Source organism: Kribbia dieselivorans NBRC 106261 (assembly GCF_001552435.1).
Classification (GTDB): Bacteria; Actinomycetota; Actinomycetes; order Actinomycetales; family Dermatophilaceae; genus Kribbia; species Kribbia dieselivorans.
Map to the genome: position 1 here is coordinate 1 of NZ_BCRE01000034.1, position 19,684 is coordinate 19,684.

Sequence of the window (19,684 nt, forward strand, 5' to 3'; positions counted from 1 at the left end):
TCCTCGAGGCCACCACCGAACTCGAGGAGATCGGCGGGCAACCGTTTGCCGACTCCGCCGCGCGCGAGTTGGCCGACACCACGCTGGGCGCCGACTGGGCGTTGCCGGCGGGGCTGCCCCCGCGGGCACTCAAGGTCATCCGCCTCGCCTCGACCATCTCCGCGATGGCGGATCTCGGTGCCCGCGTGCCCGATGGCGCCCTCACGTCGTCGAGATCGTGGGCCCGGTCGACGGCACTGCGCCGGCTGCACCGCGAGGCCGAGCACACCCTGGCCGAGGCGACCAACGCCGCAACGGCGAGTCTGGCCGGCTGGCGCGGCTGACCGAGCCGGACGAACCGGCCCTAGTAGGGTCGAACACATGAGTGACGTCCTCGCCTTCGCCGGGGTCACGGTCCGACGTGGCGCCAACACCCTTCTGGACGACGTGTATTGGGATGTCGAGGAGGGGCAGCGATGGGTCATCCTCGGGCCCAACGGGGCCGGCAAGACGACGCTCCTGCAGGTGGCCGCAACCCGCATGCACCCGACGTCCGGGGTCGCCGGCATCCTCGGTGAGGTCCTCGGCGCGGTCGATGTCTTCGAACTGCGGCCCCGCATCGGCCTGTCCAGCGCGGCGCTGGCCGAGCGGATCCCGCGCGGCGAGCTGGTGCGCGACGTCGTCGTCACCGCGTCCTACGGGCAGATCGGTCGGTGGCGCGAGAACTACGAGTCCCTCGACCACGATCGGGCGACCGAACTCCTCGAGGCGATCGGCGCCGCGCATCTGGCCGATCGCACCTTCGGCACCCTCTCGGAGGGGGAGCGCAAGCGGGTGCAGATCGCCCGGGCGCTCATGACCGACCCCGAGTTGCTGCTGCTCGACGAGCCGGCCGCCGGGCTCGATCTGGGCGGCCGGGAGGACCTCGTCGCGCGACTGTCCGCGATCGCGGCGGACATCTACGCTCCGGCCCTCGTGCTCGTCACCCACCACGTCGAGGAGATCCCGCCGAACTTCACCGACGTGCTGCTCATCCGTGAGGGGCGCATCGTCGCGCAGGGCCCGATCGAGGTCACCCTGACCGAGGAGAACCTCGGTGAAACCTTCGGGATGCCCCTGGAGTTGAACAAGCACGGGGATCGCTACTCCGCTCGTGCTCGTCAAGGAGGAGATCATGGAATGGCTTGATGACAATCTGTGGCTGGCGTGGCTGGCCGTGGCGCTCATTCTCGGCGCAATCGAGACCATCACCATCGACTTCGTCTTCCTGATGATGGTCGGAGGAGCGCTCGCCGGGGCGATCGCCGCGGCGTTCGGTCTAGGGATCCTGGCGCAGGTGCTCATTGCCGTCATCGTGGCGCTGCTGCTGCTCTTCTCGATCCGCCCGCTGATCCGGCGGCAGCTGTCGTCGGACAGCACCGACCACCAGATCGGCTCCAAGAGCGTCGTCGGTCGGATCGCCCGCGTCGTCGTGACGGTCACCGAGGTCGACGGCCGCGTCAAGCTCGACGGTGAGACGTGGAGCGCCCGCACGCCCGACGACGATCCGCCATGCGAACCGGGCGAGGAGGTGCGTGTGCTGCAGATCGACGGGGCGCACGTCATCGTCACCAAGGACCTCCAGCGCGCTCCGGAGGAGCCCACCACACCGTCGGCCTGACCGCCAGACCTGACCGCAGGACCAACCAACCCAGGGGGAATCGCCCACCATGGAACCCGTATTGATCTTCGTTCTGGCGCTGATATTGCTGGCGCTGGTCATCCTCTTCCGGACCGTGCGGATCGTGCCGCAGCAGACGGCGCTGATCATCGAACGACTCGGCCGCTACGACCGCACCCTCGAGGGCGGCATCCACCTGCTCATCCCGTTCGTCGACAAGGTGCGCGCGGAGGTCGACCTCCGTGAGCAGGTCGTCTCGTTCCCGCCGCAGCCAGTGATCACCTCCGACAACCTCGTCGTCAACATCGACACGGTCATCTACTACACGGTCATCGACGCCAAGTCGGCCGTGTACGAGATCGCGAACTTCATCCAGGGCATCGAGCAGCTGACGGTGACCACCCTGCGTAACGTCATCGGTTCGCTCGACCTCGAACAGACCCTGACCAGCCGTGACCAGATCAACGCGCAGCTGCGTGGTGCCCTGGACGAGGCGACCGGTCGGTGGGGCATCCGCGTCAACCGGGTCGAGCTCAAGGCGATCGACCCGCCGATGAGCGTGCAGGAGTCGATGGAGAAGCAGATGAAGGCCGAGCGTGACCGGCGCGCGGCCATCCTCAACGCCGAGGGTGTCAAGCAGTCGCAGATCCTCACGGCCGAGGGTGAGAAGCAGTCGCAGATCCTGCGGGCCGAGGGTTCGGCCCAGGCGCGGATCCTCGAGGCGCAGGGTCAGGCGCGCGCCATCGGCCAGGTCTTCGGCGCCATCCACCGCGGCAAGCCGACGCAGCGTCTGCTGGCGTACCAGTACCTGCAGGTGCTGCCGCAGATTGCCCGCGGCGACTCGAACAAGATGTGGATCATCCCCTCGGAGCTGACCGAGGCGCTCAAGGGCATCGGCAACGCGCTGGGTCAGCCCAGCAAGGCGGACGAGGAGCTCGACGGCGACGAGTGGGTCGAGCCGGAGGTCGGTCAGGACGAGGACGTGCTCGGTGAGACGGCGCTCATGGACCCGGGTGAGGCACTGCGCCAGGCCCGCGCCGAGGCCGAGCGCTGGACGGATGAGGCCAGCGAGCACGCGGCCCCGCAGAAGAGCCAGCAGCCGCCGATCCAGCCGACGGCGGACACCCCGCCGCTGCCGCCGCAGCACCAGGCTGGGCCGGGGGAGCAGCCGCCGCAGCCGTAAGGTGTGCGGGTGACACCGCTCGAAGCCGTACTGATCATCCTCGCCGGGATCTGGGCGGGGACCATCAACACCATCGTCGGTTCCGGCTCGTTGGTGACGTTCCCGACCCTGCTGTTTCTGGGGATCCCGCCCGTGACCGCAAACGTGTCGAACTCCATCGGCATGCTCGGCGGGGGACTGACCGGGTCGTGGGGCTATCGCCGCGAACTGGCGGGCACGTGGAAGCGGTTGCTGACCCGTCTGGTGCCGTGGTCGTTTGCCGGTGCGGTCATCGGGGCGTTGTTGCTGCTGATGCTCCCCGAAGAGGCGTTCTCGGTCATCGTGCCGGTGCTGATCCTGCTGGGCATCGCGCTGGTGATCTTCGGCCCGCGGCTGAATCGATGGGCCCGGGGGCGACACTCCGATGACCAGGCGCACGAACCGATGTGGCACCGCGTGGCCCTGGCTGGTGGATTGACGCTGGCCGGGATCTACGGCGGCTACTTCGGAGCCGCGCAGGGCGTCATCCTCATGGGGTTGCTGTCGGTGCTGTCGTCCGAACCGCTGCAGCGCCTCAACGGCTGGAAGAACATCCTCGCGCTGACGGCCAACCTCGTCTCGTCGGTCGTCTTCCTCATCGTCGCGCCGCAGCACATCATGTGGGACGTCGTGCTCTACCTGGTCATCGGCACCCTGATCGGCGGGTTCATCGGTGCAGGCGTGGGGCGGCGTCTGCCCGACCCGATCCTGCGCGCGGTGATCGTCGTCGTCGGCCTGCTCGGGATCGCCCGGCTGGTGTTCGGCTGATGCCGATCGAGATCACCGACCCGACCGACGAGCGGCTGCGCGACTACGTCGGGTTGACCGATGTCGCGTTGCGCCGCGTCAGCGAGCCCGCGTCGGGGCTGTACATCGCGGAGTCCGAGAAGGTCATCCGGCGGGCGTTGGGAGCCGGGCATCGACCGCGCTCCTATCTCATGGCGCGCCGGTGGCTGACGGACCTCGTGGACATCGTCGAGGCCGCCGAGGCCGATGGTGTGCCGGTGTATGTCGGTGAGCACGACGTCATCGAGCAACTCACGGGCTTCCACCTGCACCGAGGTGCACTGGCCTCGATGCACCGGCCCGAACCGCGCTCCGTCAGTGAATTGCTCGAGGCCACCGGTCAGAGCTCGTCTCGGTCGCGGATCGCCGTTCTGGAGGACTTGGTCGATCACACGAACGTCGGCGCGGTCTTCCGGTCGGCCGCGGCGATGGGCGTCGATGCCGTGCTCGTCACGCCGCGCTGCGCCGATCCGTTGTATCGCCGGTCGATTCGGGTGTCGATGGGCACGGTGTTCCAGGTGCCGTGGACGCGGATCGAGCCGTGGCCGAGCGGTGTCGCCCAGCTCAAGGACGCGGGGTACGTCGTGGCCGGCATGACGCTGGCCGACGACGCGATCCCGCTCGATGAGCTGGTGGCCCAGGATCACCCCAAGCTGGCGCTCGTCTTCGGGACCGAGGGGGACGGGCTCTCGAGGCGGACCTCGGAGGCGGCGGACGTCCGCGTGAAGATCCCCATGGCGGGCGGCGTCGACTCGCTCAACGTCGCCGCGTCCTCCGCCGTCGCGTTCTACGCCACGCGGTAGCCCCGACACCCGCCGAGGGAACAATATTGGCGACCTAACGGCGCGTTAGGTCGCCAATATTGTTCCCTCGGTGAGGGGTGGGGGAGGTCGGTCAGGCCTTGACCTGGTAGAAACCGGTGATGATCGCGCGGCCGAGGGTGTGCATCGTCATGTTGAACGCCGCCTGACCGGCCGGGGTGGTTTCCGGCAGGCCCATGTCGTCGGTGTCCAGCGCATGCACGACGAACTGGTAGCGGTGCGCGATGTCCCCGGCCGGCGGGGCGCAGCCGCCGTAACCGCGGGTGCCGAAGTCACTGCTGAGGTGGTACGCGCCCTGGGGCAGGTCGGCGTCGCCGGGCGTGCCCGCGCCGGCCGGCAGGCTCGTCACGTCGGCGGGGATACCGACGACGATCCAGTGCCAGAACCCGCTCGGCGTGGGGGCGTCGGGGTCGAAGCAGGTGACCGCGTAGCCCTTGGTGCCTTCCGGAGCGCCGGACCAGGTCAGCGCAGGGGAGGAGTTGCCACCGTGCAGCCCCCAGCTGTTGAAGACGTGGTCCTCGGGCAGGTTCGCGCCATCGGTGAAGGACGGGCTCTCGACGGTGAAGCGCGGCACCTCGGGCAGGTAGTCGTAGGGGTTCGGTGCTTCTGGTCGTTCAAGGCTCATGGCCCGACCCTAGCGGCCCGACTCGCGGCCGTGGCAGGGGACCGTGATGTCTGTGACCGGCGGCTCAGCCGACGAGGCGGCTCAGGAGTCTCGTGAGCTCGGCCGCGGGGTCGCCGGTGACGCCGCCGTGCACCGGTCCGGGCTGCACGACGGTCGAACGCGGAGCGCTGATCCACCCGAAGCGCTTCACGGCCGGACCGAGGTCGGGCAGGCCGCGTCCGGTCTCGCTGCGGCATACGGCGCAGACGATCTCCAGGGCTGCACGGACGGCGTCGAGGTCGATGTCCGGGAAGGCGGCGCGCAGGCGGGTCTCGTCGACGGTGAACGCCGCGTCGAGGAAGTCGCTCTCCTGGGAGTGCAGCACGACCCCGACATTGAGGAACTCCTCGCGGTCGACGCGTGGCACTGCGCGCAGCACGACGTACTGGTAGGGGTGACCGACGTCGGTGGACCGGGCGACGTTGGCGACCGGACGATGCTCCGTCGTGGTGCGGGCGATGATGTTGCTCATCGGGCACCACCGAGGTTCGTGGGCAACCAGGCCGGCGCGTGATCGAGCCGCATGAGGAGGTGCGTGACATAGGCCTCGCGCACATCGTCAGGTCCCTCGAAACCCGGGGCCGGTTCCAGCCACTCCTCTGGGACGAGATCGACGATCTCGCGGACGAGGCTCTCGGTGATCTGGCCCGACAGACGGGCGTGCGTGCCGGGCAGGTCCGCCGACAGGTCGGCGAGGACGTGCTTGGAGGCGTCGAAGGGCTGGTCGGCGAAGCGGGCGGCGTCGGCGCCGCGGGTGGGCCACATGTGGTGGAACCAGAGCGCGGCTCCGTGGTCGATTGTCCAGACGTGGCCGTGCCAGACGAGCAGGTTCGGGTTCGACCAGGTGCGGTCGACGTTGGCGGTGTACGCGTCGAGCCAGATGACCGCGTCGGCCTCGGCTGCGGTGGCCGGGGTGGAGCCGTCGTAGCCGAAGGAGCCGGGGAGGAAGTCGACGCCCAGGTTCGAGCCGATGGAGGCCGTGAGGAGGTCCTGGACCTCTTCGTCGGCCTCGTACCGGGCGATCTCGCGGCGCACGTCGATGGTGACGAGTCGCGGGACGCGAATGTCCAGGCGGCGGGCGAGTTCGCCGACGAGCACCTCGGCGACGAGGACCTTCAGGCCCTGGCCGGCGCCGCGGAACTTGACGACGTACATGCCCAGGTCATCGGCCTCGAACAGGCCGGGCATGGAGCCGCCCTCGCGCAGGGGGAGGGCAAAACGGGTGGCTCGTACCGCCTCAAGGGAGGTCGTGGCGGGAGCATCGGGCACGAGGAGCAGCGTATCCGAGCCGATCGGGGTGGCCCGATTTGGCGTGAGACCGGGGGCGGGTGCTACTGTTTCCCTTCGTCGCAAGGGCCCAACCGGACCCGAGCGATGCGCCCTGTCCGGGTGGCGGAATTGGCAGACGCGCTAGCTTGAGGTGCTAGTGCCCTTTATCGGGCATGGGGGTTCAAGTCCCCCCTCGGACACGAACGAGATGGTCCGTGACCAGCGAGAGATCGCAGGTCACGGACCATTCGTCGTTTCTGGGGCTGCTACATGTGCATGGACGGCGCACCTAGGACCCAGTGGGGGTAGACTTTCACCATCAGGGGTAGAAAGGGTTTAGTAATGGGGCTGAACATCAAGAATGAGCGCGTGCACCGCCTCGCGCGCGAGGTCGCACGCCGGACGGGTGCCACCCAGACGGGGGCCATCGAGGACGCGCTGCAGCGCCGCCTCGATGAGTTGGAGAAGTCCGAGGGCGATGCCGCGCGGCGTGCCAGGCTCTGGCGTCTCATGGACGAGATCGAGTCGGGGACGACGGACGCAGACCGGGCCGAGACACGGCGCGTGATGGACGAGATGTACGACGACCACGGGCTCCCTGCGTGATCGTCGACACCTCAGTACTCGTCTGTATCCACGAGGGTGAGCCGGAGGCTCGGCGCTTCTTGGATATCCTGCTTTCGGCGCCGTCCGTCCGGATCTCCGCTGGCACCCTCCTCGAGACAGACATCGTCCTCGATTCGCGCCAGCCCTTGCGAATCTCTCGGCAGCTGGATCGGCTGGTGACCGATCTTCGTCTCGAAGTCGTCCCCGTCGACGAGGCGCACGTGACTGTGGCCCGCGCGGCCTACCGGGACTTCGGCAAGGGGTCTGGGCATCCGGCAAGACTCAACTTCGGCGATTGTTTCGCCTATGCCCTGGCGGCACTGACGGGCGAGCCCCTTCTGTTCCTGGGTGACGACTTCACGCACACGGACGTGCTGCCCGCACTGTGACGATGTGCCCCTGATCCGCAGGTACGCGGGTCAGGGGCACATCTCCTTCTGATGGAACGCGGGCGCTCACGCCCAGATGTACTCCTCGGCGATCGGTGATCTGCGGCGGGGTGCCGCCGGCCGACTCGCCGAAGGCCTTCATCGCGTCGATGTGCGACTGCATGCTGTCCGGCGCGTCACCCACGGGAAGAGTTGGCGCGGCGGAGGTCCGCGATCGCCCCGCGAGGTGACCGCTCGACGCTCCGTTGCCTAAAGGCGAAAGATTTTTGCCTCAAGGCCTTGCCTACGGGTCGTAGATTATCTAGCGTTTGGGTGGCCACCCTGTAGCAACGGGGCTCAGGAGCGGCACTCAACGACGAAAGGTCATCCCATGGGTCGACTCAACGGCAAGGTCGCGTTCATCACCGGGGCAGCCCGCGGGCAGGGGCGCTCACACGCCGTCCGCCTTGCGGAGGAAGGCGCGTCCATCATCGCGATGGACATCTGCGCGCAGATCCCCACGGTCTTCTACCCGATGGCCACGCCCGAGGACCTCGCCGAGACCGAGCGCCTCGTCAAGGAGGCCGGCGGCCAGATCGTCACCTCCATCGGCGACGTGCGCAACTACGAGGACGTTCAGGCCGCCCACGACCTGGGCATCGAGCGGTTCGGCAAGGTCGACATCGTCGTGCCGAACGCCGGCATCATGCCCGTCATCGACCAGGGCAATCAGCGCCAGGCCTGGCACGACGCCATCGACGTCCTCCTCACCGGCGTCTGGCACACGCTGGACGTCAGCGTCCCCGGCATGATCGAGCGCGGCAACGGCGGGTCCATCGCGATCACCAGCTCGGCAGCCGGCCTGACGAGCATCGGCCTGAACGTCTTCCCGGGCCAGACCGGCTACACGGCGGCCAAGCACGGCGTGGTCGGCCTGATGCGCCGCTACGCCAAGGAACTCGCCCCGCACTTCATCCGCGTCAACACGATCCACCCCACCGGCGTCAACACCCCGATGGTCGCCAACGCCGAGTACGGCGCGTTCCTGCAGGCCAACCCGGACGTCATGAACGACGAGTCCTACAAGAACCCGATGCCGGTGGAACTCATCGAGGCGGTCGACATCAGCAACGCCATCGTCTTCCTCGCCTCCGACGAGGCCCGGTACATCACCGGTGTCACCTTCCCCGTCGACGCCGGCTACAACGTCCGCTGACCGCAGAGAGCGAGACAACCATGAGCACCACCACCGCCACTGCAGGCGTTGAGATCACCGACCGCGAGCAGGTCTTCATCGGAGGATCGTGGGTCGAGTCCGCGGGGAACGACTGGACCGATCTCATCGACTCCTTCACCGAACAGCCCGCCGCGCGCGTGCGCCTGGCCACCCCCGAGGACATCAACCGCGCCGTGGCTGCCGCGCGTGCCTCCTTCGACGCGGGCGTGTGGGCCAACACGCCCATCGCCGAGCGCGCCGACGTGCTCGACGCCATCGCGGACCGCCTCGAACAGCGCATCCCCGAGCTGACCCAGATCGGCGTGCTCGAGGTCGGCGTGCCGGTCTCGGTCAGCACCCAGGTCCAGCAAATGTCGGTCGGCCTGTTCCGCAACGTCGCCCAGGTCGCCCGCGAGTTCGTCACCAGCGAGGACCGGACCCGCACCGACGGCGGGGTCAGCCGCATCGTCAAGGAGCCCGTCGGCGTCGTCGGCGCGATCATCCCGTGGAACGGCCCGGTCGGCACCATGGCCTTCAAGGTCGCTCCGGCCCTGGCCGCAGGCTGCTCCGTCGTGCTCAAGACCGCCCCCGAGGCGCCGCTGTCACCGTCGGTCTTCGCCGACGTGCTCGGCGAACTCGTCGCGGAGGGGCGCATCCCCGAGGGCGTCATCAGCGTCCTGTGCGCCGACCGCGAGGCCTCCGAGGCACTCGTGACCAACCCCGACGTCGATCACATCACCTTCACCGGCAGCACGGCGACCGGGCGGCACATCATGTCGCTGGCCGCCGACCGGGTCGCTCGGGTCTCCCTCGAACTGGGCGGCAAGTCGGCCGCGATCATCTTGGACGACGCCGACCTGAACCACGTGGCGGCGTCACTGCCGATCGGCAGCTGCATGCAGTCCGGCCAGGGCTGCGTGCTCCTGACCCGCGTCCTGGTGTCCAAGGCCCGGCACGACGAGGTGGTCGCCGCGCTCGTCCAGGCCTACGGCGCGCTGCCGATGGGTGACCCGAACCAGCCACAGTTCGTCCTCGGCCCGCTGGCGTCCAAGCGACAGTACGACCGCGTCATGGGCTACATCGACATCGCCAAGGAAGACGGCGCCTCGGTCGTCCTCGGCGGCGGCCGACCCGAGGACCAGCCGACCGGTTTCTTTGTCGCGCCGACGCTCCTCGACAACGTCGACCCCAACGCCCGCGTCGCCCAGGAGGAGGTGTTCGGCCCGGTCGTCTCGATCATCACGTATGAGGATGAGGACGACGCCGTGGCCATCGCGAACAACTCGATCTACGGGCTCTCCGGAGCGGTGTTCACCGAGGATCTCGAGCACGGCCTCGAGGTCGCCGGTCGCATCCGTACCGGCACGGTCAGCGTCAACTCCGCGACGATGGACTTCACCCTGCCGTTCGGTGGGTACAAGCAGTCCGGTCTGGGCCGCGAGGGCGGCCCGGAGGGTCTGGAGGAGTACTTCCAGACCAAGACGGTTCACCTGCCGATGGCCCGCTGAGGTCAGAAGCTCCCATGTCTGATGCACGAGTGGCCGTCGTCACTGGCGGCGCGACCGGAATCGGCGCGGCGATCGCCCTTCGCCTCGCCCAGGACGGTCATGCCGTGGCGGTGAACTACGCCCACAGCGAGGCTGCCGCCGACCAGCTCGTGCACCAGATCAAGGCCACTGGCGGCCGCGCGATCAGCGTCCAGGCCGACGTGTCCGATGCCTCCCAGGCCGCCCGGTTGATCGACCGGGCGGCCGAGGGGCTCGGCGCTCCGCCAACGATCCTCATCAACAACGCCGGGCTGTTTCGCCCAGGCTCGGCCCGACGCATGCCCCCGGCCGCGTGGGACCAGATCATCGGCGTCAACCTCAACGGCGCGTTCTACTGCACCCACGCCGTACTCCCGGCGATGTACGAGAACGGCTGGGGGAGAGTCGTCTTCCTCGGCAGCCCCAGCGGCGGTCGAGCCATCTCACCGGGAACGTCGGCCTACGCCGCGGCCAAGGCGGGTCTGGTCGCCCTGACCCAGGTATTGGCCATCGAGGCGGCCGGGCGCGGTGTCACGGTCAACACGGTGATCCCCGGCTTCGTCGACACCGCCATGACCCAGGACGGTGACCGCGAGAACACCCTGGCCAACGCCTGGCCACAGATCCCACCGTCCGCGATCGCCGACACCATCGCCCATCTGGTCAGCGACCGTGCCGCCTACGTCTCCGGCGAGCAGGTCGGAGTCTGGCTCGGCGGGCCGGGCATGACGGCATGAGTTCACGAGTGCACGAGCACCACGAGAAACACCAACGAAAGGGTAGGTAGTGGCGGGATATTCGATGCTGAAGGACCTGAGGGTCATCGAGGTCGCCCAGTTGGCCCCGTCGTCGGTCGGCGGGCACCTCGCCGACCTGGGCGCGGAGGTCATCAAGGTCGAGTCCGGCCCGGTCGGCGACGGCGTGCGCGTCGGGGGTTTCCAGGCCGTCGGTGGCCCCGACGGCCCGGCTTTCATGCACCTGCGCTGGAACCGCGGCAAGAAGAGCATCTGCCTCGACCTACGCACCGACGTCGGGCGCGCCGCGTTCCTCGACCTGGCCAAGGAGGCCGACGTCGTCATCGAGGGCCTGCGCTCCGGATACCTCGAATGGCTCGGCATCGGCCCCGAGGTGCTCGCCGAGGTCAACCCGAAGCTCGTCTTCTGCGGCATCAGCGGCTACGGCGCGGGCGGCCCCTACAGTTCGCTCGGCTCCGGCGGACCGGTCTTCGACGGCTACGCCGGGCTGCGCGACGTGGAACTGCCGGACGACGCTCCGACCCGCGGCATGGCCGGCGGCACCGCCCCGACCATCGGCATGTACGCCATGGGCGCTTACGGGGCCATGGCCGTGCTCGCCGCCGTGCACGAGGCCCGCAACACCGGCCGCGGCCGCAGCGTCGAGGTCAGCGGCGTCGACGTCACCGCCAGCTGGATCCCCGACCAGATCGACGCCACCCTCAACGTCGGCCGCACAGTCCAACGGCCCGGCTGGCTGCCCGACGGGCGCCTGCCGGACTGGCCGCGCCTGGAGGCCTACCGCACCAAGGACGGCGGCGCGATCCTCTTCGTCGCCCACGTCGAGAAGTTCTGGCGCACCTTCTGCCGTGCCGTCGGCCGTGAGGAACTCGCCGACGTCGACCTGATGACGATCGACGAGGGCACCGTCGAGCGCGGCGAATATGTCTGGAGCCAACTGCGCGAGATCTTCGCCACCCGAACGCGCGCGGAGTGGATGGAGATCTTCCAACAGCACGACATCGCCGGCGGGCCGGTCAACACCGTCGCCGACCTCATCGTCGACCCGCACTTCACGGCCCGGCGCAACACCTACCGGAGCACCGTGCGCGGCGTCGATCTGGACCTCATGGTCTCGCCGGTCCGGGCCGCGGGCGAGGAGTTCGCTCCAGCCCCGGCCCCCGAACTCGGCGCCGACACCCGCGACGTCCTGGCCACGATCGCCGGCTACGACGAGACCGCCATCCAGGCCGCCGACGCCACCCCCGCATCCACTCAGGTCGGTACCGACGCCGACCGCACGTCGAACAACCCCGTCAAGGAGCACGCATGATCATCAACGACCTCGTTCGCTACTGGGGCCGCACTCGCCCCGAGCATGAGGCCATCGTCTTCGAGGACACCGTCCAGACGTGGCAGGAGCTCGACGCCGTGTCGGACTCCCTGGCCCGCGGCCTGGCCGCCAACGGGATCGTCAAGGGCGACCGCGTCGGCATCCTCATGCGCAACCGTCTCGAGACGGCCGCGCTCATGCTCGCCGCGCTCAAGGCCGGCGCGATCTGTGCTCCGCTGAACTTCCGCCTCGCGCCGCCCGAGCTGGCCGGCATGATCGCCGACTGCACGCCCAAGATCATCGTCGCCGAGGGGGACTTTGCCGCGCTCCTGTCGCAGGCGCGAGAGCAGTCGGAATTCGAGGTCTTCACCACCGAGCCGACCGACCACCGCCCGTACGCCGACCTGCTCGTCGAAGCGGGCGACGCTCCGCACATCGACGTCGTCGAGGACGACGTGGCCTTCATCTGCTACACCTCCGGCACGACCGGAGTGCAGAAGGGCGCGATGCTCACCCACAAGAACATCCTCTCGGTGGCCCAGTCCGCCGTGCTCGCCACCGGCCTGACCGGGCGCGACCGCGTCCTGGCCGCCGCGCCGCTGGTCTACACCGGCTCCGGCATCTCGGTCTTCATGCAGTTCGTCGTCTACCCCGGCGCCACGATGATCCTGTGCGACTTCAACCCCGACAGCGGCCTGCAGGCCATGGAGAAGCACAAGGTCACCGCCACCACCCTGGTGCCGGTCATCTACGAGCGCATGGCGATGATGCCGGACTTCGCCACCCGCGATGTGGCGCAGTTCAACTTCGCCGGTGCGGGCGGCGCTCCGGTGCGCCCCGACCTGCTCGAGACCTACCGCAACCGCGGCCTCGTGCTCACCCAGGTCTACGGCCTGACCGAGGTCGCCGGCCTGGCCACGATGATGCGCTACGAGGACGCCGTCTCCCGCCCCGGCTTCGCCGGTCTGCCGCTGCTCGGCACGGAGTTGCGCATCGGCGAGCCCGGCAACTGGGCCGCGCCCGGCGAGGTCGGCGAGATCCTCGTGCGTGGCCCGCACGTCATGAAGGGCTACTGGAACCGCCCCGAGGCCACCGCCGAGGTCATGGTCGACGGCTGGCTGCGCACCGGTGACCTCGGCCTGCAGGACGAGCAGGGGTTCCTCAAGCTCGTCGACCGCAGCAAGGACATGCTCATCTCCGGTGGTCTGAACGTCTACCCGGCCGAGATCGAGCGCGTCCTGGCCGGTGTCGAGGGCGTGCAGGAACTGGCCGTCATCGGCGTGCCGGACGAGACCTGGGGCGAGGTGCCGATGGTCGTCTTCAACACCCAGGGCGACGCCTCCGAGGTCGCCGCGCGACTGCACGAGGCCGCCGCGGCGAACCTGGCCAAGTTCAAGCAGCCCAAGTCGGCCGTGGCCGTCGACGGCCCGTTGCCGCGCACGTTCTCCGGCAAGCTCGCCAAGCCGCTGCTGCGCCAGCAGTTCCCGGCGCGCCCCGACTCCGCCATCTCCCTGACCCACTGAAAGGACACGACATGGAGACCAACCAGCACGTCCTCGACCAGCTGGTCACCTACATCCGCGACAACACCACGCACCTGGCCGACTCGGAGCTCCGCGTGCCGGTGTCGAACTTCATCGACGACGACCACGCCGCCCGCGAGCGCGCGCTCATGCGCACCAAGCCGCTCGTCGTCGCGCATCACTCCGAGCTGCCCGATGCCGGCGGCTTCATCACCCGTGACGTGCTGGGCTCGCCGCTGCTCATCGTGCGCCAGCGCGACGGCAGCGTGCACACGAGCCTCAACGTGTGCCGCCACCGCGGTGGTCGCGTCGAGCAGGCCGAGTCGGGCAAGAAGCGCGCGTTCACGTGTCAGTACCACGGGTGGACCTATGACCGCGACGGCTCGCTGACGCACATCCCGTACTCGCAGTTCTTCGAGCCGCTCGACCGGCTCTGCCACGGTCTGTTCGCCGTGCACACCGAGGAGCGCCACGGGTTCATCTGGGTCACCCTCGAGCCGGGGGAGAACCCCATCTCGGTCGCGGACTTTCTCGGTGCCGAGGTGGAGTCCCGGTTGAGCCAGTTCAACTACGAGAACTCCCTGCTCGTGCTCGACAAGGAGTTCACCCTGCCGGTCAACTGGAAGCTCGTCGTGGACGGTGCGGTCGACAGCCTCCACCCGAAGTTCCTCCACCCGACCGGTGTGGGTCGGCTCATCGCGACGAACACCTGCGTCGTCGACGATCTCGGGCTGCACATGCAGTCGTTCACCCCGAGGGTCAAGCTCGAGACGAAGGTCCAGGCCGGTGAGGAGAACATCGAGGGCTTCTACCGTCACGTCGGGTCGGCCGTGTTCCTGTTCCCGAACGTCAACGCCGCCATCACGCCCGACCACGTGGAGTTCTGGACGACCTGGCCGTCATTGACCACGGCCGGTGAATGCACGATCCGCATCCGCTTCCTCGCCGACCCGGACACCTACGACGAGCGCATGGCCGAGCGGCTGCGGCGTTCGTGGGAGATCCTCGAGGAGGCTGCCACGAAGGAGGACTGGCCGATGGAGGAGACGATCCAGACCAACTCCCTGGCCGTCGCCGACTCGACCTACCTGTACGGGCGCAACGAGGCGGCTCCGCAGCACCTCCACCGGGTGCTGGACGCCGAACTCGCCGCCCAGGCGGCCACCGCGGGCGCCGGTCGCTGATGGACAGCGGGCTGCCGCTGCGCGGACTGCGGGTGCTGGAGTTGGTCGGTGATCTGGGCGGCTCCGCCGGGCGCCTGCTCGCCGATCTCGGTGCGGACGTCGTCCGCGTCACCGATCCGAGTGCCCCGCAGCGGCAGCCCATGGCGGAGGTCAGCACCTGGCTGCGAGAGATGACCCACGCCAACAAGCGTGGCGTGACCCTGGCTGCCGGCGACGCGGACGATGAGGCGACGCTGGTCGCCCTGATCGCCGAGGCCGACATCGTCCTCGATGGTCGGGCCGGGCAGACCGGGCACCCGGGCACGGGGGCGATGGCCGGAGCGCCGTCGGGCCCGGTTGTCGTGACGATCCGGCCCTTCGACCCAGCCGGGCCGTTGGCCGACCTGCCCGCCACGGAGCACCTGCTCAGCGCCCTGGCCGGTCTGGTCGCCCACACCGGCGCGGAGGAGGAACCGGTCCTGCCGCCGGTGGGGCTGGCCGAGGGGCTGATCGGGGCGCACGAGGCCCGAGCTGCACTCCACGGGCTGCTCACGCTCGTCGAGACCGGCCGCGCCCCGACGGTCGACGTCATCGCCGTGGACGTGCTGGCCGCGGCGGTGGCACGCGCCGCGGAGCAGGAGAGTGTGGGCATGGAGAGCACCGACACTCCCGCGACGATCGGCGACATCCTGCGCGAGGGCACCGGGGTGCAGTGGGAACCGGCCGAAACATTCCCCGACCTGGCGCGGCGCCCGGTGGCCGTTCCCGGGCCCGTGGCGACCGTCGACGGTGTGCCGATCGGGTGGCGGCACGGCGCTCCGCGTGGTGGTGAGCACCAAGCTGAGGTCGTGGGGGAGTGGCTCAGCGACGCCGTGGCCGCCGAGGGCCGTACCCCCTGGTCGAGGCGCGCGACGACGAGCACCCAGCCCATCACGCCTCCGTCAATCGATCGCGACCAGGTCGACCCGGCGACGCTGCGGGCGCGCAGCGGCGTGGCCGACCTGTGGCGCCGACCCGGGGTGCCGGTGCGACGCATCGACCCACCACTGGGCTATCCCGGTGATGTCATCGAGGTGCTCATCGACGTGCTCGTGTCCGCAGTGGCCCTCTCCGATCGACCCGAGTCCGACATCCGCGTGCGGAGCGTCGATGTGGTGCGCAGCCATCTTGGCGGGCATCTCGCGGCGGAGTCCCAGATACCCGGCATCGCCGAGGCCGAGGGCAATCTCGCGGTCGGTGAGGCACCGTCGGGGGTGTTCCCGTGCGCACACGGGCGATTCTGCGTGGTGTCGATCCGAGACGACGCGGATTGGGCCGCGCTGTGTCGGGCCGTCGGGCGTCCGGAGTTGGCCGACCACCCGACCCTGGGTACGACCCCGGGGCGGTTGGCCAACCGCGCGGCCGCTGCCGGTGTGCTGACGCAGTGGTTGCTGCGCCGCGATCCAGAGGAGGCCATCGCCAGCCTGCAGGCGCACGGTGTGCCCGCCGGGCTCGTGGCCGGTTAGGCCTGGGCGGAATCCGTCGCGACCACGCGCGACGCCTCCGCCGTGGAGATCACCGCACCGCGCAGGAACGCCCGGATCGCGTCGGCGAAGAGCTCTTCCGGCGTGCGCTGGTTCGCGGTCACGGCGGCGCTCAGGTGAGGCTGCTCCTCCTCCGTCACGTTGACGAAGACCCGGGCCCGACTCGCCGGGTCCATCATCGCCTCGGCCGTGGCCGCCCCGACCGTCAACCGCTCGAGGCCGTTGAGCACGAGCGCCAGATCCTCCGGTGGCACGCCGTGCTCGGTGAAGTAGCGCGCGGAGTGCTCGTAGGCGCGGGTCAGCGTGTCACGCGGGGGATAGCGCGACACGATCGGAGCGGCGTTCTCGTGCCGCAGGATCGCCCGCCGGGTCTGCAGCGACGCCGCCACCGCCCACTCCTGCCAGGTGAGGTCCTCGGAGAACGGCGTGGCGTCGACCTCCTTGAGGATCGCGCGGGAGATCTCGGCGAGGAGTTCGTCCTTGTCGGCGAAGTGGTAGTACAGCGAGGGCGCGCTGACGTTCATCTTCTTCGCCAGCCGCGGCAGGCTGAACTGGTCCAGGCCCTCTTCGTCGATGAGCGCGATGGCCTGTTCGACGGCGCCTTGACGGCTGATGAGGGGGCGAGTGGGGCGAGCCACGGGAAACGTCCTCTCCGAATGGTTGACCTGTGGTGCCAACCGATCTTAATCTACGACAGATAGATAATGTGAGAGTCCCGGAGGAAAATCGACATGGTGGTATCCGAGAGCCTCGTGGGCAACACCGACATCATCGACGTTGACGTCGTCGATCGGCAGCAGCCCGCGCTGGATGTTGTGCGTCTCACGTTCGCGCGTGCCGACGGCGGTGAGTTCCCCGAATGGGAGCCGGGCGCGCACATCGACATCCTGCTCGACGATGACACGGTGCGGCAGTACTCGCTGTGCGGCGATCCGGCCCGCCGGGATGCGCTGACCGTGGCGGTGCTGCGCGAGCCGGCCGGGCGGGGTGGGTCGGCGCGTGTTCACGACGAGCTCGTCGAGGGTGTCCGCACGCGGCTGCGCGGGCCCCGCAATCACTTCGAGCTGGCCGCGGCGGCGCGCTACGTCTTCATTGCCGGTGGTATCGGGATCACCCCGATCATGGCCATGCTGCGCTCCGTGGCGGCGACCGCCCCGGACGCGTGGCACCTGTACTACGGCGGCCGTTCGCAGGCCAGCATGGCCTTCGCCGACGAACTCGCCACTGAGTTCGGCGATCGGGTCACGCTCGTGCCGCAGGACGTCGCCGGTCTGCTCGACCTCGCCGGGGTCGTCGCCGACGCCGGCGACGCCGAGATCTACGCCTGTGGCCCCGAGCCGATGCTCGTCGCCTTGGAGGATGTCTGTGAACGGGCGGGGCGACCGGCCCCGCACCTCGAGCGGTTCGCGCCGAAGGAGATCGACGAGTCCGACAACCGTGACTTCGTCGTCGAGATCGCGTCGACGGGGCAGCAGTTCCCCGTCGACGCGAAGACCAGCGTCCTGGACACGCTTCTCGCCAATGGGATCTCCATTCCGTTCTCCTGCACCGAGGGCACGTGTGGCACGTGTGAAACGGAGGTCTTGGACGGGGAGATCGAGCATCGGGACTCGATCCTCACCGAGGATGAACAAGCCGCCGGCGACGTCATGTTCGTGTGCGTCTCGCGCTGTCGGTCCGCAGTCCTGAAACTGGATCTGTGATCCGGCTAGGGTCGAGGTGAGTCGGCGACGCGTCGACTCGGGGAACAACGACACGAAGGACGGCACTCACATGTCTCGGATCACGGTCATCGGCGGTCACGGCAAGGTCGCACTTCGACTCATCCCGCTGCTGGTTGCCGGCGGTCACGAGGTGACCGCCTGGGTGCGCAATCGGGACCACGAGGCGGAGGTCGCCGAGAAGGGGGCCACGGTCGAGGTCGCCGACGCCGAACTCATGGACGTGCCGGCGATGACGGCGCTGCTGCACGGCCAGGACGCCGTGGTCTGGTCCGCCGGGGCCGGGGGTGGCAACCCGCACCGCACCTTCGCCGTCGACCGCGATGCGGCCATCCGCTCGATGCAGGCGGCGATGCACGCGCAGGCTCGCCGGTACGTCATGGTGAGCTACTTCGGTGCCGGGCCGGAGCACGGTGTGCCCGAGGGCGACTCGTTCCGCGCCTACGCCGACGCCAAGGCTGCCGCCGATACGCACCTGCATGGCACCGACCTCGACTGGACGATCGTCGGGCCCAGTGGCCTGACCGACGAGCCCGGCACCGGGCGGATCACCGTGGGCGACCCGCGGGGGAGCCGGACCGTGCCCCGCGACGACGTCGCTGCGGTCATCGCCGCCGTGCTGGCCGACGAGACGACGATCGGCCGCACGATCGAGTTCAACACCGGCGAGACGCCGATCGCCGAGGCAATCCACCTCGGCTGACGCACCCGGGGGTCCTTGCCAGCGCGTGGGATACTTCGCGGTTGCCAGGACGCTGCGGGGTCCTCGCCAGCGCGCGGGATACGCCGCGCTTGGCAGGACCGTGGGACCCCTGACCGACCCTGACGTGTCACCAGGGCCACACTCGGGCGTTCCCTGACAGATGCGGCGGGGTTCTCTCCCTAGGCTGGACCTATCGCGGCTCGGGGGAGTCGCACCACGGAAATGGGATGACGATGAGCGACACCGACCCGAACGAACCCACCCCGCAAGACGGACCTGCTGCCCCGCCGCCGGCCCCGCCCGCCCAGCCACCGGCCCCGCCGGCGTACGGGGCGTACCCGCCTGCCGCGCCCGCACCGCGCTCCCGTGCCCTCGCCGGCAAGATCATGACCGCGATCGGAGCCGTGATCCTCGCACTGGGCATCATCGGCAGCATCATCGCGATCGTCGGCGTGGCCCGCACCGGAGCCAGCGTCGCCGACCAGGGCATCCAGACCGTCGAGGGAAGCGCTCCGCTGGACATCACCGCGGGTGAGACCCGGATGATCTTCGTCCAGGGCGACCCGGCGTCGCTGCCCGACTGCACGGTGACGGGCCCGCAAGATACCTCGGTGCCGGTGCAGTCGGTCGGCGACGTCAACATCGACTGGGGCAACACCCACTACACCGGCGTCGGCCGCTTCACCGCGGCTCAGACCGGCACGCACCTCGTGGTGTGCGACAGCAACGTCGTCATCTCCCCGGATGTCAAGATCGGCGCGTTCGTCGGCGGGATCATCGGCCTGGTGGTCTCGATCCTCGTCGCCACCTTCGGCGCGCTCCTCCTCATCGCCGGGGTCATCGTCTGGATCGTCCAGGCCAGCCGCCGGCCGGTCTGAGACCCGGGAC

The 19,684-nt window shown here is 69.2% G+C and carries 22 protein-coding genes and 1 tRNA gene; 19 read left to right on the forward strand and 4 right to left on the reverse strand.

Features of this window, described 5'->3' with window-relative positions; all coding sequences use genetic code 11:
* From KD1_RS16735 to KD1_RS03035, 6 genes are all read left to right on the forward strand, one after another.
* The coding region (locus tag KD1_RS16735) for an Rv1486c family protein (RefSeq protein ID WP_502690806.1) at positions 1–323 on the forward strand (323 nt) is incomplete at its 5' end.
* Between the two features lie 37 nt (positions 324–360).
* Complete coding sequence (locus KD1_RS03015) at positions 361–1,167, forward strand: ABC transporter ATP-binding protein (RefSeq protein WP_068397327.1); 807 nt, start codon at positions 361–363, stop codon at positions 1,165–1,167.
* Positions 1,154–1,639, forward strand: a complete 486-nt coding sequence (locus KD1_RS03020) for an NfeD family protein (protein WP_068397330.1) — start codon at positions 1,154–1,156, stop codon at positions 1,637–1,639. Before KD1_RS03015 ends, KD1_RS03020 begins: the two co-directional genes overlap by 14 nt.
* A 49-nt stretch (positions 1,640–1,688) precedes the next feature.
* Positions 1,689–2,822 carry an SPFH domain-containing protein gene (locus tag KD1_RS03025; protein WP_068397336.1) on the forward strand — a complete coding sequence of 378 codons (1,134 nt, stop codon included), beginning with the start codon at positions 1,689–1,691 and terminating at the stop codon, positions 2,820–2,822.
* A 9-nt stretch (positions 2,823–2,831) separates the two neighbouring features.
* The gene (locus tag KD1_RS03030) at positions 2,832–3,608 is read left to right on the forward strand and encodes a sulfite exporter TauE/SafE family protein (RefSeq protein WP_068397338.1); all 777 of its coding nucleotides are present in this window, start codon (positions 2,832–2,834) and stop codon (positions 3,606–3,608) included.
* A complete protein-coding gene (locus KD1_RS03035) occupies positions 3,608–4,429 on the forward strand; it encodes a TrmH family RNA methyltransferase (RefSeq protein ID WP_068397341.1) in 822 nt (273 codons plus the stop codon). Before KD1_RS03030 ends, KD1_RS03035 begins: the two co-directional genes overlap by 1 nt.
* A 91-nt stretch (positions 4,430–4,520) precedes the next feature.
* On the opposite strand, the gene KD1_RS03040 is transcribed toward KD1_RS03035, so the two are convergent.
* The 3 genes from KD1_RS03040 to KD1_RS03050 form a co-directional block, all read right to left on the reverse strand.
* Positions 4,521–5,072 carry a YbhB/YbcL family Raf kinase inhibitor-like protein gene (locus KD1_RS03040; protein WP_068397344.1) on the reverse strand — a complete coding sequence of 184 codons (552 nt, stop codon included), beginning with the start codon at positions 5,070–5,072 and terminating at the stop codon, positions 4,521–4,523.
* A 64-nt stretch (positions 5,073–5,136) separates the two neighbouring features.
* The gene (locus KD1_RS03045; RefSeq protein WP_083541990.1) at positions 5,137–5,583 is read right to left on the reverse strand and encodes a DUF3037 domain-containing protein; all 447 of its coding nucleotides are present in this window, start codon (positions 5,581–5,583) and stop codon (positions 5,137–5,139) included.
* Positions 5,580–6,380 carry a HipA family kinase gene (locus KD1_RS03050; RefSeq protein ID WP_157073131.1) on the reverse strand — a complete coding sequence of 267 codons (801 nt, stop codon included), beginning with the start codon at positions 6,378–6,380 and terminating at the stop codon, positions 5,580–5,582. Before KD1_RS03050 ends, KD1_RS03045 begins: the two co-directional genes overlap by 4 nt.
* A 114-nt stretch (positions 6,381–6,494) precedes the next feature.
* Here KD1_RS03050 and KD1_RS03055 point away from each other — a divergent pair.
* From KD1_RS03055 to KD1_RS03100, 10 genes are all read left to right on the forward strand, one after another.
* Positions 6,495–6,580, forward strand: a tRNA-Leu gene (locus tag KD1_RS03055).
* 142 nt (positions 6,581–6,722) lie between these two features.
* Positions 6,723–6,986: a type II toxin-antitoxin system VapB family antitoxin gene (locus KD1_RS03060; RefSeq protein ID WP_068397350.1), complete on the forward strand. Its 264-nt coding sequence runs from the start codon at positions 6,723–6,725 to the stop codon at positions 6,984–6,986.
* Positions 6,983–7,375 carry a type II toxin-antitoxin system VapC family toxin gene (locus tag KD1_RS03065; RefSeq protein WP_068397355.1) on the forward strand — a complete coding sequence of 131 codons (393 nt, stop codon included), beginning with the start codon at positions 6,983–6,985 and terminating at the stop codon, positions 7,373–7,375. Before KD1_RS03060 ends, KD1_RS03065 begins: the two co-directional genes overlap by 4 nt.
* A gap of 370 nt (positions 7,376–7,745) precedes the next feature.
* Positions 7,746–8,570, forward strand: coding sequence for a mycofactocin-coupled SDR family oxidoreductase (locus KD1_RS03070; protein WP_068397357.1), 825 nt, complete (start codon positions 7,746–7,748; stop codon positions 8,568–8,570).
* 20 nt (positions 8,571–8,590) lie between these two features.
* Complete coding sequence (locus tag KD1_RS03075; protein WP_068397360.1) at positions 8,591–10,078, forward strand: aldehyde dehydrogenase; 1,488 nt, start codon at positions 8,591–8,593, stop codon at positions 10,076–10,078.
* Positions 10,079–10,092: 14 nt separating this feature from the next.
* On the forward strand, positions 10,093–10,833 hold the full coding sequence (locus KD1_RS03080) for an SDR family oxidoreductase (RefSeq protein WP_068397363.1): 741 nt from the start codon (positions 10,093–10,095) through the stop codon (positions 10,831–10,833).
* 64 nt (positions 10,834–10,897) lie between these two features.
* On the forward strand, positions 10,898–12,163 hold the full coding sequence (locus KD1_RS03085) for a CaiB/BaiF CoA transferase family protein (protein WP_217995784.1): 1,266 nt from the start codon (positions 10,898–10,900) through the stop codon (positions 12,161–12,163).
* Entirely contained in the window at positions 12,160–13,686 is a 1,527-nt protein-coding gene (locus KD1_RS03090) for a class I adenylate-forming enzyme family protein (RefSeq protein WP_068397365.1), read from the forward strand. The genes KD1_RS03085 and KD1_RS03090 overlap by 4 nt, the downstream gene beginning before the upstream one ends.
* An 11-nt stretch (positions 13,687–13,697) precedes the next feature.
* On the forward strand, positions 13,698–14,870 hold the full coding sequence (locus KD1_RS03095) for an aromatic ring-hydroxylating oxygenase subunit alpha (RefSeq protein ID WP_068397367.1): 1,173 nt from the start codon (positions 13,698–13,700) through the stop codon (positions 14,868–14,870).
* Positions 14,870–16,354: a CoA transferase gene (locus KD1_RS03100; RefSeq protein ID WP_068397369.1), complete on the forward strand. Its 1,485-nt coding sequence runs from the start codon at positions 14,870–14,872 to the stop codon at positions 16,352–16,354. The genes KD1_RS03095 and KD1_RS03100 overlap by 1 nt, the downstream gene beginning before the upstream one ends.
* Here the strand turns inward: KD1_RS03100 and KD1_RS03105 are convergent.
* Positions 16,351–17,010: a TetR family transcriptional regulator gene (locus KD1_RS03105; protein WP_068397373.1), complete on the reverse strand. Its 660-nt coding sequence runs from the start codon at positions 17,008–17,010 to the stop codon at positions 16,351–16,353. The genes KD1_RS03100 and KD1_RS03105 overlap by 4 nt on opposite strands.
* Before the next feature lie 93 nt (positions 17,011–17,103).
* Here KD1_RS03105 and KD1_RS03110 point away from each other — a divergent pair, with 93 nt between their 5' ends.
* The 3 genes from KD1_RS03110 (at position 17,104) to KD1_RS03120 (ending at position 19,674) form a co-directional block, all read left to right on the forward strand.
* Complete coding sequence (locus KD1_RS03110) at positions 17,104–18,075, forward strand: PDR/VanB family oxidoreductase (RefSeq protein WP_068397376.1); 972 nt, start codon at positions 17,104–17,106, stop codon at positions 18,073–18,075.
* A 70-nt stretch (positions 18,076–18,145) separates the two neighbouring features.
* Positions 18,146–18,796 (forward strand): NAD(P)-dependent oxidoreductase, encoded by a 651-nt coding sequence (locus tag KD1_RS03115; RefSeq protein WP_068397471.1) that lies wholly within the window; start codon positions 18,146–18,148, stop codon positions 18,794–18,796.
* A 227-nt stretch (positions 18,797–19,023) separates the two neighbouring features.
* Positions 19,024–19,674 (forward strand): hypothetical protein, encoded by a 651-nt coding sequence (locus KD1_RS03120; protein WP_068397379.1) that lies wholly within the window; start codon positions 19,024–19,026, stop codon positions 19,672–19,674.
* The last annotated feature ends 10 nt before the right edge of the window (positions 19,675–19,684 follow it).